The organism is Shewanella sp. SG44-2 (assembly GCF_014164215.1).
Classification (GTDB): Bacteria; Pseudomonadota; Gammaproteobacteria; order Enterobacterales; family Shewanellaceae; genus Shewanella; species Shewanella frigidimarina.
This window is the reverse complement of the sequence record NZ_JACJEU010000001.1, coordinates 215672-233326: the sequence shown is the minus strand read 5'-3', so window position 1 is coordinate 233326 and position 17655 is coordinate 215672. Positions and strand designations below refer to the sequence as shown.

Here is a 17655-nt window from a genome sequence, read left to right as displayed (position 1 = left end):
ATTACTTGTACTTAGCTAACTCAAGACGTGACACCATGGCCATATGCACTTCATCCGGTCCATCAGCTAAACGTAAACTGCGGGCCATTGTTGCAAACCCTGCTAATGGTGTGTCATGGTTCATCCCTGCGCCACCATACATTTGAATCGCCATGTCGACGACTTGGGTCAGCATATTTGGGACAACCACTTTAATTGCCGAAATATCGGTCATGGCGTGCTTGACGCCTAAGTTATCGATTTTCCATGCGGCATTCAGTGTCAGTAATCGTGCTTGTTCTATTGCCATGCGCGCTTGGGCAATACGTTCAAGATTGCCACCGAGCTTGATAATAGGTTGACCAAAGGCAACTCTAGATTGTCCGCGCTCAATCGCTAATGATAAGGCGCGTTCTGCTGCGCCAATAGCCCGCATGCAATGATGAATACGACCGGGGCCTAATCGGCCTTGTGCAATTTCAAAGCCTTTCCCTAGTCCTATAATGACATTACTTTTAGGTACACGTACATTAACGAGTTCCATTTCACCATGGCCATAGGGCGCATCGTAATCACCATAAGCGGTTAACATCCGAGTGATGCTGACACCGGGAGTATTCATCGGCACTAATACCATACTGTGACGTTGATGTTTTGGTGCATCGTTATGTGACAAGCCCATAAAGATCATTACTCTACAGTTTGGATGACCTAAGCCCGTTGACCACCATTTACGGCCATTAATCACTACATCATCACCGTCTTCAATGATGGTAGCTTGCATATTAGTGGCATCCGATGAGGCGACATCAGGTTCTGTCATCGCAAATACTGAGCGTATTTCACCAGCAAGTAGCGGCGTTAACCATTGTTGCTGCTGTTGCTTATCACCAAAGTGATAAAGCACCTCCATGTTGCCGGTATCGGGTGCATTACAGTTAAAAATTTCGGGTGCTAAAATTGAGCGTCCCATTTCTTCAGCCAAAGGGGCATATTCAACACAGGTTAACCCTTTAGCTAATTCGGCATCAGGCAGAAATAAATTCCATAACCCCTCTGCTTTTGCTTGCGTTTTAAGCGCTTCTATTTGCGGTAATAGTTGCCATTGAGTCCAATCGCTATTGTGGTTAAGGCGTCTGTTTTCGATAAACAATTCTGCTTCAATGGGTAAAATTTTGTCATTAATAAATGAGGTTACTTTTGCTAAATATTGTTGTGATTTTTCTGTAGCGTAGATATTCATGTAAGCATCCTGCGTGACGTAAACCACAATTATTGTGATTACGTGACCGAGCTATTATTTGTGTAGTTAGCATATCGCAGTAATATAAGTGAATAAAATGAAATAACATGTTAGGTTGCAATGAATACTATTCATAGTTGTGTGTTGCAAATTCATTTAACAATAGAGACCAAAATGGCAGATACCAAAGCAATTCAGCAGCTTGACCTTAATTTGTTAAAAATATTTGAAGCTCTTTATTCGGAGCAAAATATGACTTTAGCGTCAAAGTCGTTGTTTATAACGCCTTCAGCAGTGAGCCATGCGATAAAACGATTACGTTTAGTGTTAAACGACCCGCTGTTTGTACGCCAAGGTCTGCAAATGCAACCAACAGCAGCTTGTCAACGTATGGCTCCGCAACTTATTAGTGCGCTAAATCGAATAAGGCAAGTACTGCAGCAATGTGGTGAATTTGACCCGCTTACTACGGAGCAAACTTTTAAAATAGCCATTCATGAAGCGCTAGAAAGCCAAATAATGCCAACGCTGATTAAGCAAGTAGTGAAGTTAATTCCGCATGCGAAAATAGCCAGTATGTCATTATCTCGGGAAAATATAGCGCGTCAGTTAGCCAATGGGGAGGTGGATTTAGCCATTGATGTTGCGCGAGCGGTGAATGCCCCTTTAGCTCACAAAACCCTATTGTCAGATCCATTTTGTGTGTTGATAGACCGTCGACAACATGCAATGTATTTAGAGCCTAGTATCAAATTGACTCCGACTGATTATGCTAATGCTGAACATGTAGCCGTATCAAGCAGACCTATTGGTCGAGTGATGGAAGATATATTGTTACAACAACAAGGTGTAAATCGGCACATTAAATACCGATGCCAGAGTTACCAAACCGCTGCTAAAATTGTCATCGGATCGCCTTTAATGTTGACCTTACCGCGCTCTATAGCGGAGCAGTTTATACATCCAGATTTACATGTGTGCACTATGCCATTTGAACTACCGGACATTGATACTCATTTATACTGGCACATGAATACTGAAACGGATCCCGCTTTTGTTTGGTTAAGAGCACAAATCGAGCAGGCTATTATTGCGAAGTAATAAGCTTTATTACGGCATAGGAATGCTATAGAGCAGAAATATCGCTTGGCATATTGAACCGGATCAAGCTGCATTATTACAATAGATTCAGCATGAAAAAACTAAATGGCCATTTTTAACAATTATAACAAAGTCTACTATATTTACCGGTAGTAAAGCACTATCGTTAACAACTCCTAAACAAAACACCTAAGTGATAAAACAGCTCTATTACTGATCATATTTTATACTATAACTAACATTGCTGAGTTCGTGTCAGTTTTCATCTCATAACCATTTTAATAATAATCATAATGTCATGGTGCCTGTATGAACCCAATTAATATGTTTTTTCGTAAAACGACAATTGCAAACCGTTTATTAGGAATGTTGGCATTAGCGATCATTGCTACTGTTATCGTGTTCTGGTTTTCATTAACACGAGTTGAAAACGTGTTAATTAATGAGAAAGAAGCCAAACTGAATGCTTTGGTGGACATAGCGACCACTATAGCGGATAAATATTATCAAGATGCGCTGTCTGGAAGCATAAGTGAAGCTGAGGCCAAAATCATGACTTTGGCGGCGATTGATAAATTACGCTATTCAGGCAATGAGTATTATTTCAGTATTGATACTCAAGGGACGATGATCCAACATGCTTTTGCTAAGCAATTAGTGAATACCAAGGTATTAGCAATGCAAGATCCAAATGGCGTTAAGTTGTTTGAACAAATGATCCAACGTACCGAGCAGCAAGATTCGGCACGGGTGGATTACATGTGGAACAAACCAAAACATGAACAACCTAGCCCGAAAATGTCAGTGGTAAAGCGTTTTAGACCTTGGGGTTGGATCATCGGGACGGGTATCTATATCGATGACATTCAAGATGATAAAAACCACTTCATTACTCAATACTTATTGTTATTGTCACTGGTTTGGCTACCAGTCATCTTACTGCTGTTTTTTATCATTCGCAGTATTTCAGGCCCAATGATTGAAACCATTAGTGCATTTAAAAACATTGCCAAGGGCGAGGGTGACTTGACCTTACGCTTGTCTGAAGAGGGGAATGATGAACTCAAACAGATCGCTCATCACTTCAATGCCTTCATTGATAAAATCCAGAAAGTCATTATTTCTGTCAGCCATTCGGTTGATGAATCGAGTCGCTTAGCTAAAAACATGTCGACGATTGCACAACAGGCCAATCAAATTTCATCCAATGTGCAAGCCGAAACTGAGAATGTGGCAACCGCGATTAATGAAATGTCGATGACCGCATCAGAAGTCGCTTCTAATGCACAACTGGCAGCAGACAGTACGCACCATGCAGACAAAGAGGCAGACAAATCAGCTTCCGTTGTCGATAACGCAATGAAAAAAATATCTGAATTATCCAGTGAGCTAGCTGCGACAGAAGAAGTTGCAAAAGGATTACAAGTCAGTTCAAGTAAGATTGGTCAAATTCTTGATGTGATTGTGGGAATAGCAGATCAAACTAATTTGTTAGCGTTGAATGCTGCCATCGAAGCCGCTAGAGCAGGTGAGGCAGGTCGTGGTTTTGCCGTTGTTGCTGATGAAGTTCGAACACTTGCTAGCCGAACTCAAGCTTCAACAAGTGAAATTAATCTTATCATCGACGCAATCAGAAGTGCCATTGACAGTGTTAATGCTTCTGTTGCTAGGGCTAAAGTTAAATCATCTGAAACGGTCAATGAAACTCAACAAGTTGTAGTTGCGCTTGAAAATATTAAGTCTTCAATTGAGCAAATATCGCAAATGAATGTTCAAATAGCAGCAGCCACAGACGAGCAAAGCACTGTTATTGGCGAACTGAATATGAATATTACTCGCATCAATGATATGTCGTTAGAAAACCGAACTCAGAATGAGCTCATTAATAAAGGCAGTATAGGTATCGAACAAGGTGCAATTCAGTTACATCAACTTGTGGATCAATTTAAAGTAAAATAGCCCACTGATAGTCAGGTTGATTAATTCAATTAGCCTGACTAGCTTCCGTTAGCGATAATCAACGATGTCTAAATGTTCTCTATCTCACTGAATCTCTCATTTACTATCTACAGTATTTTTAGTTAAATTAAGACTGTTACTCGTATGACAAGCACCAAGCGAAAACACCTTGTGAGCAAATCACATAACAAGTTTAATATTGCAGAATGAGAATAAATTCATTTTCTTTACGAAGTTGATTCAATTAGTTAATCGTTATTAACGTGATATTTGCACCATTATATTGATGACATCTTGATATGAGATATTGTACTGGCGTGAGAGGTTAATAATTTTAGTTTTATAAGTTTGAATATGCTCTTGTTTAAGCAGGTTTACTTGTTTTTGCTCAACAATGGTATTTACCGTGTCTTGCAAAATTAATAAACGGCGCAGGCTAAAATCTAACGACTCAATATACGCTGTCATTTGCTGCTTATTACGGGCATTTTCAAGGTTTGTGGTTGTGCGTTGTTCGAAATCTAGCTCATCAAACGCATCCATCATTTTCTGTAAATTTAAATCTTCACTCATAAGTATGATTTTCTACGTTATTTTTAGAAATTATATTCATTTTTATTGAATAAGTCACTCTTTTACTTGATTTGTGGATGTGTTGATATACTAAGTTAACGATACTTTCTGAGTGTAATAATATATCGTTAACAATACTTGTTGAATATACTCATTCTCGGTAACCTAAGATTTTGATCTACAAGGAGGAGTCATGTTAGATCTATTGCCAGACTTATTTGATCACTACCCTGAACAATTGACGTTGTTGTCAAATCCATGGAAAGCATTTGGTGCAAAATCGATATTCTACGGTGAAGTCGTGACCGTTAAATGTTTTGAAGACAATTCAAAAGTAAAATCTGAATTAGCCAAAAAGGGTCACGGTAAAGTATTAGTTGTTGACGGTGGTGGCTCAACAAGACGAGCATTGCTTGGTGACATGATAGCCTTAAATGCATGCGATAATGGTTGGGAAGGTATTATCATCAATGGTTGTATTCGCGACGCTGGAACCATCAACACTATGCTAATTGGTGTGCAAGCTTTAGGCACTAATCCCATTAAAACAGACAAAAAAGACGTAGGTGAGGTCAATGTCACAATCGAGATTGCTGGCATCAGTATTTCTCCTGGAATGATGATCTACGCTGATTTAAATGGTGTTGCTGTCAGTAGGCAGGCACTGGATTTAGCTATTTTAGCTTAAAGTAGCGACAGACAAGGAAGCAAAAATGAAAGTAGTAAAGTGGTTGTTAGCGATAGTGCTAACCATAGTGGTCGGTATAACCGTCTACCTCACAATGTTTTTCGATTTAAATAATTTTAAACCGCAAATTGTTGATGCGGTAAAAAAACAAACTGGCCGTGACTTACAAATCAGCCAAGATTTAAGCTGGAGCGTGTTTCCATCTTTAGGCATCAAGCTCGGGGGCATTTCGTTATCGAACCCAAATGGGTTTACGCCCGCTTCGATGCTTGATGTTAATGAGGCCGTGGCCAATGTGGCGTTGATGCCATTGTTTAGCCAACAAATTGAAGTTGATTTATTAAAGCTAGATGGCTTAACACTTAACTTAGTCACTCAAAAAGACGGCAAGACTAGTTTTGATGGTTTGACTGCTGAAACATCGGCAGAAAAACCACAATCAACCTCAAGCAATTCAGAGGCAATGTCTTTACAGACGTTAGATATTGGCGGTATTGAACTTACCAATACGAATATCAATATTATTGATATGGCCAGCAATACGACTCAAACTTTCAGTCTAAAAAGTTTTACTTTAGGACAGTTCAGCCTAGGACAATTCGCTGATTTTGCTTACGAGTTTTCAGCGACACTGCCTGATATGCAGTTAGCGTCATCTGGACAAGGCAAAATTAAAGTCGACCAAGCATTACAGAATGTCACGATTAATGATTTTGACATGGTGCATAAAGCCCAAGGCGATAGTTTGCCAGGCAAAGCGATTACCGCTGAGCTGAGTACACAAATGAAGATGGCATTAGATGCAAAAACCATTGAGCTGCAATTGACTAAAATGTCAGCTATGGACTTAGCCGCCACTGGCGATATTAAGATCAACTATGGTAATAGCATTCCTAAAATTGCGATGAATCTTGATGTTGGTGATATTGATGTCGATGCATTACTGCCAAAGCAAGAAGGCGATGCCAAAGAAAATGAGGCAACTCCCGAAACTGCACCAAGCAAAGAACCTGATTTGTCGGCATTAAAGAGTGTCGATTTAACCCTAAACTTAACCGCTAAATCAATTAAAGTCAGTAATATGCTAACGCAAAATTGGCAAATGAAAATGGCCGTTAATAAAGGCGTATTAACGTTGTCGTCACTGACTGCCGATTTATATGAAGGTAAGCTAGCACTTAGCGCTAAGCTTGATGGTCGTAAAGCGGTACCAACTTATGTGTTTGATAAAAAGTTGACTGGGGTGCAAATTCGTCCGTTATTAACCGATGCCGCTGAAGTAGATTTGCTTTCTGGAACAGCGAGTTTTGAAGTTAAAGGTAGTGGTGCCAGTTTGATTGTCGATAATCTTAAAAACAATCTTAATGCCGTGGGTAAGTTTGAAGTAGCAGATGGATCATTGTATGGAGTTAACATTCCACAGATGATCCGTAGCGCACAGCAAAAGCTGAAAGGTGATTTATCGGCGGATAAGAAAGAAGAGTTGAAAACCGATTTTACCAGTTTAACTGGAAGTTTCACCATGAAAGATGCTGTTGTAACTAACCCTGATTTAGCGATGGCTTCACCGTTAATTCGCTTAAATGGTAAAGGTACGGCAAACATTGCTACTGAAGCGTTAGATTACACCTTAACAACCAGTGTCGTTGGGTCATTATCAGGACAAGGCGAAGCTGCTGATGAGTCTCTTAAAGGTATCGACATTCCGTTAACTATTAAAGGTACTTTCCAAGAGCCTAAGTTTGGCATTGATACCAAAGCGTTATTGGAAGGCCAATTTAAAGATGAAGCAGATAAAGCCAAAGAAAAGCTAAAAGAAGGATTGTTTAAGAAGCTTGGAATTTAAATCATCCATTAATAACAAAGGCTGTAGATGATTCGATATGAGGACTACAGCCTTGTCCAAAGCGGCTTTTGTTACTGCTATATGGTTTGCAGTTAACTAACCTCAACTCGGGTTAAGAAGTGGGATATGTGAGTCGAAATGACAATATTCGGCCTATTTTATATCAAACTTGTCTTTTGTTTTGCTAATAAGGCAAATTGGTACGTCAATAGCTAGCCTATTGCAAGTCAATGCAACACAGTTAGCGAGACAAAGGACTGTTTGATAAACGTTTATTATCCCAGTAGAGGTTAACTAGGTTAAAAATGGATAGTAATGTGCTGTAATGGCAGTATGGTTAGCCTAATCAAATTATTGAACACTGCGAAACAGTTGATTTATTAATGTTATGCCATAAAAAACGGACAAGTAATAACTTGTCCGTTTTTTATGGCTGAATTTAACTGAGTATTTAATTCATACCAATAGCGATTCCAATACCAATAACCTTTGTTGAGTAACAGTCCCTTATAGGCAAAGCTAACTAGCTATTGGTCACAATCAGTTTCAGTATCTGTCCAGGTTGGATCAATTTACTATTTTGTAAACTGTTCCATTCGATTAACTCTGCAACGGTAACCTTATATTTAAGTGCTATACGCGCTAAAGAGTCACCTGATTGGACGCGATAGCTAACCGTTTTATCATTGCTTGCAGTGTTAATGGCGACTTCATTAGGAAAAATAACTAATGATTTACCGATGGCTAACGTGGATTGTTTTTTAAGAGTATTCCATTTCATTAATTGTGCGACAGTCACTTGCTGTGACTGCGCTATCTTCCATAATGAATCACCAGATTTAATGATATAAGCTTGCTTGTTTGGGCTTGATTTGACCACCGTTTTGCGTGCCAGTACTTGGTCTGCGGTCATGGTGGCTAAATCTGGATCTTTTGCCGCAACAGGAATAATTAAAAATCGACCAGCAATAATATTATTGCCTTTAATACCGTTACTGCTTCTTATTAATGTAGCCGTGGTTTCAAATTGGTCGGCAATTTCACTGATGCTATCACCAGACTTAATTTTATAACGAACCCAGTTAATACGGGAGTTTGGTTCAATAGTGGCTAATGCTCGTTTAAAGGATACCGCTTTATCACTAGGCACAATCAATTGATGTGGACCTTGTGGGGCTGTTGCCCAGCGCTTTAAACCTGGATTAATCGCTTTTAAATCATTTATGTCAATTTGAGCCAAATCAGCCGCTAAATTAATGTCGAGTTGGCTTTCAATATCGACTACCTCTATTTGAGGTGAGTTATCTATAGGCGTTAAATTGATGCCGTACTTATCTGCATGTTTAATGACATCTGCCAATGCTAATAACTGGGGGACATAGTGAGCGGTTTCTCTTGGCAGCGATAATGACCAGAAATCTGTCGATTTTCCGCGGGCTTGGTTATGTTTTATGGCATTGAATATTCGACCTTCACCAGAGTTATAAGCGGCAATGGTATATAGCCAATTGTGATCCATTTTGGCGTAAAGGTATTCCATTAAATCTAAAGCTGCTTTTGTCGATGAGGCAACATCACGGCGTCCGTCATACCACCAATTTGTCTTTACGCCAAACGACATGGCCGTTGGTGAGGTTAATTGCCATAAACCCGAAGCATCACTTGGTGAATGGGCTAGTGGGTCAAAACCACTTTCAACAATAGGCAGTAATGCTAGCTCTAAAGGTAAATTGCGTTTTTTTAACTGTTCAACAATGTAATACAGATATGGCTGAGCACGTTGAGTCACGATTTCTAAATGCATAGGATTATCGATGTACCATTGGCGGTACTGAGCAACCAAAGCATTATCGGCAACAGGAAAGCGCATTTGGTTGCTGATCCTGAGCCATAAATCGTTAACTTGAGCAACTTGTTCTTCAATTTGCTCAAGGGTTACGGTCGCTGATTTTTTGTTTTTAGCGTTAGCTGTAACAGTCTGGGTTGTACTATCAGAACTTGGCTCTGCAGTATGGAGTGTCTGGCACCCCGTTATAGCCAGCATACTGCCAGCTATAATAATCAAGTTTGCTTTCATTTGAAGATACACTTCCTCAAGTTCTCAGGGCGTAAAAAAAGGGCGAACATACCAAATGCCTATGAGACTCTTTTGGACATGCTTTAGTTCAGTTTGGCATTGTAGATTAAATTATTTGGCATGTCTTATTAAAGTGTTTTCATGTTAATCTAAAATTGATTTTTCCATTGCCTTAATAATGTAAATGTCTGAATATCATCTATATTTGCTATTTTGTATTCTGTTGATATTGCGACTTGTGTCTCATTTATATGACAACGTAGGAACGGGTTTATGGCTTTTTCTGTCGCGATTGTGCTAGGGATGGTTGGTATGTTTTGTGAGCGTAATTGACTAACTTTATTGGCATAATCAATCAACTGTAAATTATTGGGGGTGACATGTAAGGCGAAATTAAGGTTGGATTGTGTGTATTCATGAGCACAGAAAACCTGGGTTTGGTCGGGTAAGTTTGCCAACACGGTCAACGATTGCAGCATTTGCGTCGGAGTGCCTTCGAATAACCGTCCACATCCGCCACTGAATAAGGTATCGCCACAAAATAATTTATCATCAATATAGTAGGCAATATGACCTAAAGTATGTCCTGGTACGGCTATCACCTGAGTAAGCCCTAAATGAGGTATCTCAATATTTATATCCGATGTAACTGTTAATGGGTGGGTTAAACCATCGATACGTTCGTTACTCGGACCATAAACAATAAGACTATTGTTGAAGTGCTGTTGCAGTTGTTTTATACCGCCAGTGTGGTCGCTGTGGTGGTGGGTAATGAGAATGCCGACTAAGTTAAGTTCTGTGGTGGCTAAATAATCGATAACACTTTTGCCACAGCCTGGATCAACTACGTAAGCATCAAGGCTACTTGTTTGATGAATTAACCAAAGGTAGTTGTCATTAAAAGCTGGAATGGTGTGAACGTTAAGCATAATCTGGCTCGAGTGATGATTGACTATCTGTTAGGGTAACGGATATCGTTAAATAACTTCAAGTGAAGTTATTCTGAAAGTATCAATGATGGTTAGCTGAACATCAAACAAGCTATGGTAAAGTTGATGGGTTGAGAGAATATGACATTTTTGCAAAGTATTAGTTGGCGGGCTCCATGTTAAAACCCCTTATTTGGCAAGATTTGCCTTTTGGTGAATTATTGCAAGCTGAGATTGAAGCTAAATTAGCCCCTTGGTGGCCGCGAATATTTGGCTATCATTTTCTTAAAGCCGGGGCGTTAAGTAGCCAGTTAAACAGTTTACATTGCAACATAGCACGACATTTTTCTGTCTATGACGGCTCAGATGCAAATATTCAGGCTGATCCGCATCATTTACCCGTACAACAAAGTGCAATTGATGCGGTGTTAAGTTGTTTTCTATTAGAATTTGAATCTGATCCTTATCAAATTTTACGAGAGTTCGATCGAGTGCTCATCAGCAGTGGTTATATTTTTATTGTCGGTTTTAATCCCATCAGTCCAGCTTTTATAGGCAAAATCTTGCCAAAATATCAAACTAAATTACCTTGGAACGGGCAGTTTTTTATGCCATCAAGAGTTAAAGATTGGCTTGGGTTACTGGGATATAAAGTACTAGCAGATGAACGGTTAATGTACCATTCGTTATTAGGGCACCGCGGGGTCAGCACGCCTAATCAACCGAGCAAACCTCAACAAGCACCATTGTGGCAAAAAAGTATCGCCAACTGGCTACCTAGTACTGGCAGTGTTTACTTAATCGTGGCTCGCAAAATGACGACTCCACTTACACCGATTAAAGATAAGTCGAAGGTCAAAGCGCCCAACTGGTCAACGGCGCCATCGGCTGGCCGTAACGGATTAACTCATACTCCGAGTATTGAGATCCAGACATTGAACCGTCCAAAATCATAAAAATAACCTCCGCTCGGTTTAAGATATGAAGTCCGAAAGCCAACAGCTGAATATTTGAATTATTTTCATATCAATATGCCATTTTGTCTTAACAGGGCTGATAGACGAGTCAATATCTAGCTTATTGCAGGTCAGTGCAACCCTGTTAGCATGGCAAAGAATAGTTTGATAACTGTGATCATCCAGCGCGAAGGTTAAATAACTAAAACCGAATTATTCAGGATTGTAACCAGTATCAACTTGTTGAGGTTTAGCTTCGGCTGCTTTGCGTGCCAATACGTCGCATCGTTCATTTTCAATATGGCCTGCATGGCCTTTTACCCAGTGCCAGTCAATCTTGTGTAATTGACTTACCGCATCTAGACGCTTCCATAAATCGACGTTTTTGACCGGTTGTTTAGTTGAGGTTATCCAGCCTTTTTTCTTCCAACCATGGATCCAAGTCATAATACCTTGGCGCATATACTGGCTATCGCTGGTTAAAATAATATTACAGGGTTCGTATAACGTTTCTAACGCGATAATTGGGGCTAAAAGTTCCATACGATTATTGGTTGTTAATGAGAATCCATCGGCGATTTCATGTTGCTGATGTTTATATTTCATTACCACGCCATAACCGCCAGGTCCTGGATTTCCTAAGCAAGAGCCATCAGTAAAAATATACAGCTGTTTGAGTTCGGCCATCAAGTTGTTACCATAGCGAAATATTCGCGCCAGTATACTCAATTTATACAAAGGCGAGGGCTGAATGAGTAAAAAATATGAACATTATTTCTAGTGCAAGTCGTCAAGTGATCCTCGATACCGAAACTACCGGTATGAACCAAGCTGGTGGACCTATTTATGTGGGCCATCGCATTATTGAAATTGGTTGTGTTGAAGTGATTAATCGTCGCTTAACAGGTCGAACGTATCACCAATATATTAATCCTGGTCAAGCGATTGATGAAGAGGCAATTCAAGTTCACGGTATTACCAATGACCGTGTGGCCAACGAACCGCGTTTTCATCAAATAGCCAAAGATTTTATCGATTTTATCGATGGTGCTGAAATTGTCGCTCATAACGCCAACTTCGACGTGAGCTTTATGGACCATGAGTTTTCAAAACTCAATCCAATTGGGCCTAAAACCAAAGAAATTTGCAGTATTCTCGACAGTTTGGCCATTGCCAAACGTCTGCATCCAGGCCAAAAAAACAATCTAGATGCATTGTGTCGACGTTATGGTATCGATAATGGCCGCCGTACTTATCACGGCGCATTACTCGATGCGGAAATTCTTGCTGATGTTTACTTAATCATGACTGGTGGACAAATTAAGTTTAATTTGTCCAATGAAAAAGCGGGTCAAGAAGGTGGCGGAATTAAAAATATCGATCCTTCGGCGTTTAATCTTAAAGTCGTTGGTGCATCTGCCGATGAAATACTATTACACGAACAACGACTTGACCTCATTGCGAAGTCAGGTAAATGTCTCTGGAGAGGGTAAACCAACCTTTATGAGTGCTACTCGCGCCGGTTATCTTGTTATTCCATGCTTATTGTTGCTTAGTCTTATCTTAGCGTGGCAACCTAATGCCCGGGCTGCAGTGGTCAATGCATCGCAAGCAGCAGAACTTAAAAATCGTTTTCGAATCGATCACATGGTCGATCATTTAACGTTGGTTATCCAACGAAGCTATGGTTCCGCCCCTGTCGTGGTCATTTTACCCGATGGCAGTAAATGGTACTCAAATCGTCATCCTCAAACGGTAAAATGGGTAGACGGTATTGCTGCTGATATGATTTATATCGAAAAACCAATGCCAGGGCCTTGGCAGTTATTGGGGAGTGTGGTTGAAGGGTCGACAATAAAAAAAATATCTGCATTAGACATTGCTGTGCAACCGTTACCGCAACCACTTTATCAGGGTGAAAGGTTGAAAGTAACAGCAAGACTCTTGGGTGATAGTTTAACCATGAGAATGCCGGGTTTGGAGTATATGGTCGAATGGACTGCTCGTTTTACCAGTGAGCATCTTCCTACTGACGATAACTTTGCAACGGGCACCATTATTGTCGGTGCTTATAAAGACAATGGTGAATTGTTGGACGAAGCACCTGATGATGGCATCTTTACCGGAAGCCATAATTTACAACAACCTACCGGTCATTATGTACTCAACGTTACCGCCCGAAATAATATATTTGAACGTGAATATGTGATGCCGTTTGAGCTATCGCCACAACCAATTACCGTCAAAATGGTGCCCAATAGCGATCCATTAAAAGGCATATGGCAGATACAATTAACGGTTGATGAATCTGTGGTGAAATTGGCAGAAACGCATTTTGAGTTTGACTTAGTCGGCCCTGCAGGATTGTTGCTGCCTATCACCTTGCAAACCATGACCAGTGCAGATCAAATTTTATACTTACCTAAAGTGACTGAGTTTGGCAGTTATCGTGTTAAAGGCAGTGCGGTTTCTACGACGGTTGATGGCCGAGAAATTGTGCTCAATTTACCTGAAATGTTTTTTAATTTAGTAGAGCCCCCAGCTCCACCTCCATCAGTTGAAGAACTTGCTGAAAAAGCGGCCATTCAAGCAGAAATTGAAGAGAAAGTAGCTAAAGACGATGCAATGTTCTGGATTATTACCATTAATGGCGTACTCTTTTTTGTTGGTATTATCGGTTTGGTGATCTGGCGTAAAAGACAAACGCTGGCAAAGGCGATGGCTGCGGCAGAAGAAAGGTTAAAGCAAAACCCCGTTAATGAGGATAAACCTAAAGACAGTATTCTAGAAAGCGTCGACCTAGATGATATTGATTTAAGTATGCCTGATGACAAAAACTAACCCACTGAAGTGAGTGCTTTTTGTACTAAAACTTGATAATTGTACGTTTTTTAACTAAATGAGCAAAAACAATTAAAAAACTGTTGACGATTAATTATCACAACTTTATTATTCATCGCACTTGTGTGGAGCGGTAGTTCAGTTGGTTAGAATACCGGCCTGTCACGCCGGGGGTCGCGGGTTCGAGTCCCGTCCGCTCCGCCATTCAAGTGACTGTTTACACTTAATAAAACAGATAATATTTATACTATTGTTAGTTTTATTAAGTGTATACAAACCGTTTTGGAGCGGTAGTTCAGTTGGTTAGAATACCGGCCTGTCACGCCGGGGGTCGCGGGTTCGAGTCCCGTCCGCTCCGCCAAATAAGAAAAAAGCCTCTACAGTAATGTAGGGGCTTTTTTCTGTTCAAAAATTAACAGAATTGGTGATTCAGACTAGGATGCAATACCTACTAGATTATCAAATGTCAGCGCATTAATGTTATTCCATCGCAGTTCAATAGAAACCGGCCTGTCACGCCGGAGGTCGCGGGTTCACTGTTTCAATATCAGCGTCCGCTCCGCCAAATAAGATGAAAGCCTCTACAGCAATGTAGGGGCTTTTTTCTGTTCAAAAATTAACAGAATTGGTGATTCAGACTAGGATGCAATACCTACTAGATTATCAAATGTCAGCGCATTAATGTTATTCCATCGCAGTTCAATAGAATCCGGCCAATCACGCCGGAGGTCGCGGGTTCACAGTTTCAACATTAGCGTCCGCTTCGCCAAATAAGATGAAAGCCTCTACAGCAATGTAGGGGCTTTTTTCTGTTCAAAAATTAACAGAATTGGAGATTCAGACTAGGATGCAATACCTACTAGATTATCAAATGTAAGCGCATTAATGTTATTCCATCGCAGTTCAATGGAAACCGGTCTGTCACGCCGGAGGTCGCGGGTTCACTGTTTCAACATCAGCGTCCGCTCCGCCAAATAAGATGAAAGCCTCTACAGCAATGTTGAGGCTTTTTTCTGTCTTAACATCAGCAGAATTGCTGTTTTAGTTTAGCCAATAATATGATAATTATTACAGGGCATCGGCTTATTACTTATAGCTGATTAACTAGAACGCGTAACTTACATTCAATTCTAGTGAGCGGCCCGCACCGGCTATTTGTTGAAAACCGTTACTGATGTCAGTTTTATAATCAGCAATACTGACACCGCCTAGAGGCAGTTGATAATACTCATCCAGTAGATTTTTCACTGCAATTGTCATTGTGGCATCATGCCATTGAATACTACTGCTTAAATTAAGCAGTGAGTAACTGTCAGTTGTGTTTTCTAAACGCTGTTCATCCACGCGATCTTTATTTGCAACCCATTGCCAACTGATTCTATTTTGCCAATCCCCTAGCTGTTGTTGCAAAGCTAGCTCGGTTTGCAAAGGTTTTATTTGATACAGCGGCTGGTCGTTGTCATCTCTTTCGCCGCGTGTTGCGTTGATGTTAGCGTTAAAGAGCCATTTACCAGTGTCGTTGTCTGCTAGTTGATATTCAGCATCAATGCGTGCACCAAACAAGTTAGCGTTCACATTTGTAAACTGTAAAATATGACGACTATTGCTATCGATGCTGGTGCGATTAAAGCTGCTGACCAGATTGGCATCAATAAAATCGTTAATGCTGCTGTACCAAGCTGTTGCACTAAATGCTAAATCATCTTGTACTCGCTTGTAAGCCATACTCAATGTATGTGCAGTTTCTGCACTAAGATCTGGGTTGCCTATGTAGCCGTTTGCATCGCCATACCAGCCAATCATAGTCGTCGCCATGGTGCTTTGGCCCCAACTGTATCGCTCATATAAATTGGGTGCGCGGTTCTTTTGGGCTAAACCAAGCTCTATCACTTCAGTATCGCTGAGTTGATAGCGAGCAAGAAGGGTGGCATCGATGTTATTGTCATTGCGCTTTCGATAGAGGCCATTAAATTCATCTGCGGCCATGGTATTAACATTGGTCATGCCCATCATGCTCATGGTGTTATAAGGCTGAATCTCACCTGTGATGGTTGATACGTATTCATAACGAACACCTGCAGACAGCCACCAACGTGTATTAAGTGTTTGTTGCCACTCGCCATAAAGAGCTACACGTTGACGTTCGCCATCATTAATATTGACATAGTCATAGGGGCCCATCATGGCGGAACCTTCAATCGCAGGCCATGTATCATCAAGTTGATAAATATAATATTCTTGGCCAATTAATAAGGTGCTGTCTGAGCTCATTGGTAGCTGCCAATGCAGTTGGTAACTGTAATCTTTACCCTTAGTTTTCATTGGCATCATGCCGGTTTTTTCATCGGTAAAGAAGCCCATTTGATGCTCTACATTGTGCCAGTTTGCTTGGGCTGTGAATTCGCCTTCGTTTTCAAGTGTTCGTTGATAACGTACTAATGCGCCATAACTGTCATTATTCGTCATGTCCATATACTGGTTTGCAAAACCTTGAAAGGGGATATGTAGATGAGTCAGTTTGACAGCAACTTGTTGAATGTCATCTTGCCAAGCAGCGGTTAATGCATGATTTTGTGATTGGTATAAAGTGTCTAGTACTTTATCGCCATGGCCATCTGTATAGCTATTTGCATCTTCAAATGATCCTTGGTAACTAAAGCTTAATGTTTTACTTGCTACAGTGGCATTTACACCTGCGAGAATGGCGTCATTGGTGCTTCGATAACCGCTAGATATGTTACCACTTTGCCATGTCACAGTGTCGCTATCGCTAAATACAGGGGTTAAGCTAGTGACGTTAATTACGCCTGCAATGTTATCGCCACCGGCGCTCACCGGAGAGACTCCAGCAACCACTTGGGTCGAACTAATGTGATTTGCTGACACATAAGAAAGTGGCGGGTTCATCTGGTTTGCACATGATGAGGTAATATCACTGCCATCAATGAGCACCTTAATGCGATCGCCCATCATGCCATTTAAAATCGGTAATGCTGATACGCCACCTGCTTCAGAAAAGTCTACTCCTTGCTTTTCAAGTAAGCTTTGGGCTGAGCCGAGTAAGTCTTTGTTAGTCGTGTTTTGTCCATGTACTTCAACCCGCTCAATGCCTTCACTATTTTGCTTATCGTACTGCTCAGCCATTACTTGAGGTGTAATAGCAAACATTACAGCCAATGAAATTGATGAGTAAACCCATGGGTAATTTGTATTTAATTTAATGGTTTGGATTGCTTTATTTGCCAACGTCATCACCTTTATTGTTATTTTTATCAACCTTTGATGAATATATTTCAAAGGTGTTTGTCAGTTTTTTTAAATTATAACCTGCTAATAAATATGATGAATGCGACATAGTGTCGCACCTTGATAAATACCTGTCTTTGGTGATGGATGAACCATGGAGATATCAATGACACTGCATCAGTTTCTGACATGTGGATTGATGACTTTTGTATGAAAT

General features: G+C 40.5%; 13 protein-coding genes and 2 tRNA genes. 9 read left to right on the top strand and 6 right to left on the bottom strand.

Annotated elements, in window-relative coordinates:
• Position 1: 1 nt before the first annotated feature.
• The gene (locus H5181_RS00935; protein ID WP_182749885.1) at positions 2-1222 is read right to left on the bottom strand and encodes an acyl-CoA dehydrogenase family protein; all 1221 of its coding nucleotides are present in this window, start codon (positions 1220-1222) and stop codon (positions 2-4) included.
• 174 nt (positions 1223-1396) lie between these two features.
• Here H5181_RS00935 and H5181_RS00930 point away from each other — a divergent pair, with 174 nt between their 5' ends.
• Together H5181_RS00930 and H5181_RS00925 are read left to right on the top strand one after the other, a co-directional pair.
• Positions 1397-2323: a LysR family transcriptional regulator gene (locus H5181_RS00930; RefSeq protein ID WP_182749883.1), complete on the top strand. Its 927-nt coding sequence runs from the start codon at positions 1397-1399 to the stop codon at positions 2321-2323.
• A gap of 309 nt (positions 2324-2632) precedes the next feature.
• Complete coding sequence (locus H5181_RS00925; RefSeq protein ID WP_182749881.1) at positions 2633-4282, top strand: methyl-accepting chemotaxis protein; 1650 nt, start codon at positions 2633-2635, stop codon at positions 4280-4282.
• 258 nt (positions 4283-4540) lie between these two features.
• Here H5181_RS00925 and H5181_RS00920 read toward each other — a convergent pair whose 3' ends face one another.
• Positions 4541-4855: a hypothetical protein gene (locus tag H5181_RS00920; RefSeq protein ID WP_011637667.1), complete on the bottom strand. Its 315-nt coding sequence runs from the start codon at positions 4853-4855 to the stop codon at positions 4541-4543.
• 193 nt (positions 4856-5048) lie between these two features.
• Here H5181_RS00920 and H5181_RS00915 point away from each other — a divergent pair, with 193 nt between their 5' ends.
• Together H5181_RS00915 and H5181_RS00910 are read left to right on the top strand one after the other, a co-directional pair.
• Positions 5049-5543: a putative 4-hydroxy-4-methyl-2-oxoglutarate aldolase gene (locus H5181_RS00915; protein WP_102035705.1), complete on the top strand. Its 495-nt coding sequence runs from the start codon at positions 5049-5051 to the stop codon at positions 5541-5543.
• Between the two features lie 25 nt (positions 5544-5568).
• Positions 5569-7389, top strand: a complete 1821-nt coding sequence (locus tag H5181_RS00910; protein ID WP_182749879.1) for an AsmA family protein — start codon at positions 5569-5571, stop codon at positions 7387-7389.
• Positions 7390-7912: 523 nt separating this feature from the next.
• On the opposite strand, the gene H5181_RS00905 is transcribed toward H5181_RS00910, so the two are convergent.
• Positions 7913-9466: a LysM peptidoglycan-binding domain-containing protein gene (locus H5181_RS00905; protein ID WP_182749877.1), complete on the bottom strand. Its 1554-nt coding sequence runs from the start codon at positions 9464-9466 to the stop codon at positions 7913-7915.
• Positions 9467-9615: 149 nt separating this feature from the next.
• Positions 9616-10395 carry a hydroxyacylglutathione hydrolase gene (gene gloB / locus H5181_RS00900; protein WP_182749875.1) on the bottom strand — a complete coding sequence of 260 codons (780 nt, stop codon included), beginning with the start codon at positions 10393-10395 and terminating at the stop codon, positions 9616-9618.
• Between the two features lie 176 nt (positions 10396-10571).
• Here gloB and H5181_RS00895 point away from each other — a divergent pair, with 176 nt between their 5' ends.
• Positions 10572-11351, top strand: coding sequence for a methyltransferase domain-containing protein (locus H5181_RS00895; protein ID WP_182749873.1), 780 nt, complete (start codon positions 10572-10574; stop codon positions 11349-11351).
• Between the two features lie 213 nt (positions 11352-11564).
• On the opposite strand, the gene rnhA is transcribed toward H5181_RS00895, so the two are convergent.
• A complete protein-coding gene (gene rnhA, locus H5181_RS00890) occupies positions 11565-12038 on the bottom strand; it encodes a ribonuclease HI (RefSeq protein ID WP_011637661.1) in 474 nt (157 codons plus the stop codon).
• Between the two features lie 77 nt (positions 12039-12115).
• Here rnhA and dnaQ point away from each other — a divergent pair, with 77 nt between their 5' ends.
• From dnaQ to H5181_RS00870, 4 genes are all read left to right on the top strand, one after another.
• Positions 12116-12844 (top strand): DNA polymerase III subunit epsilon, encoded by a 729-nt coding sequence (gene dnaQ, locus H5181_RS00885; RefSeq protein ID WP_059743812.1) that lies wholly within the window; start codon positions 12116-12118, stop codon positions 12842-12844.
• Between the two features lie 10 nt (positions 12845-12854).
• Positions 12855-14192 (top strand): TIGR03503 family protein, encoded by a 1338-nt coding sequence (locus H5181_RS00880; RefSeq protein ID WP_182749870.1) that lies wholly within the window; start codon positions 12855-12857, stop codon positions 14190-14192.
• 127 nt (positions 14193-14319) lie between these two features.
• Positions 14320-14396 (top strand) — tRNA-Asp (locus H5181_RS00875).
• 80 nt (positions 14397-14476) lie between these two features.
• Positions 14477-14553 (top strand) — tRNA-Asp (locus tag H5181_RS00870).
• A gap of 743 nt (positions 14554-15296) precedes the next feature.
• Here H5181_RS00870 and H5181_RS00865 read toward each other — a convergent pair.
• Positions 15297-17444 carry a TonB-dependent siderophore receptor gene (locus H5181_RS00865; RefSeq protein ID WP_182749868.1) on the bottom strand — a complete coding sequence of 716 codons (2148 nt, stop codon included), beginning with the start codon at positions 17442-17444 and terminating at the stop codon, positions 15297-15299.
• Positions 17445-17655 lie beyond the last annotated feature (211 nt).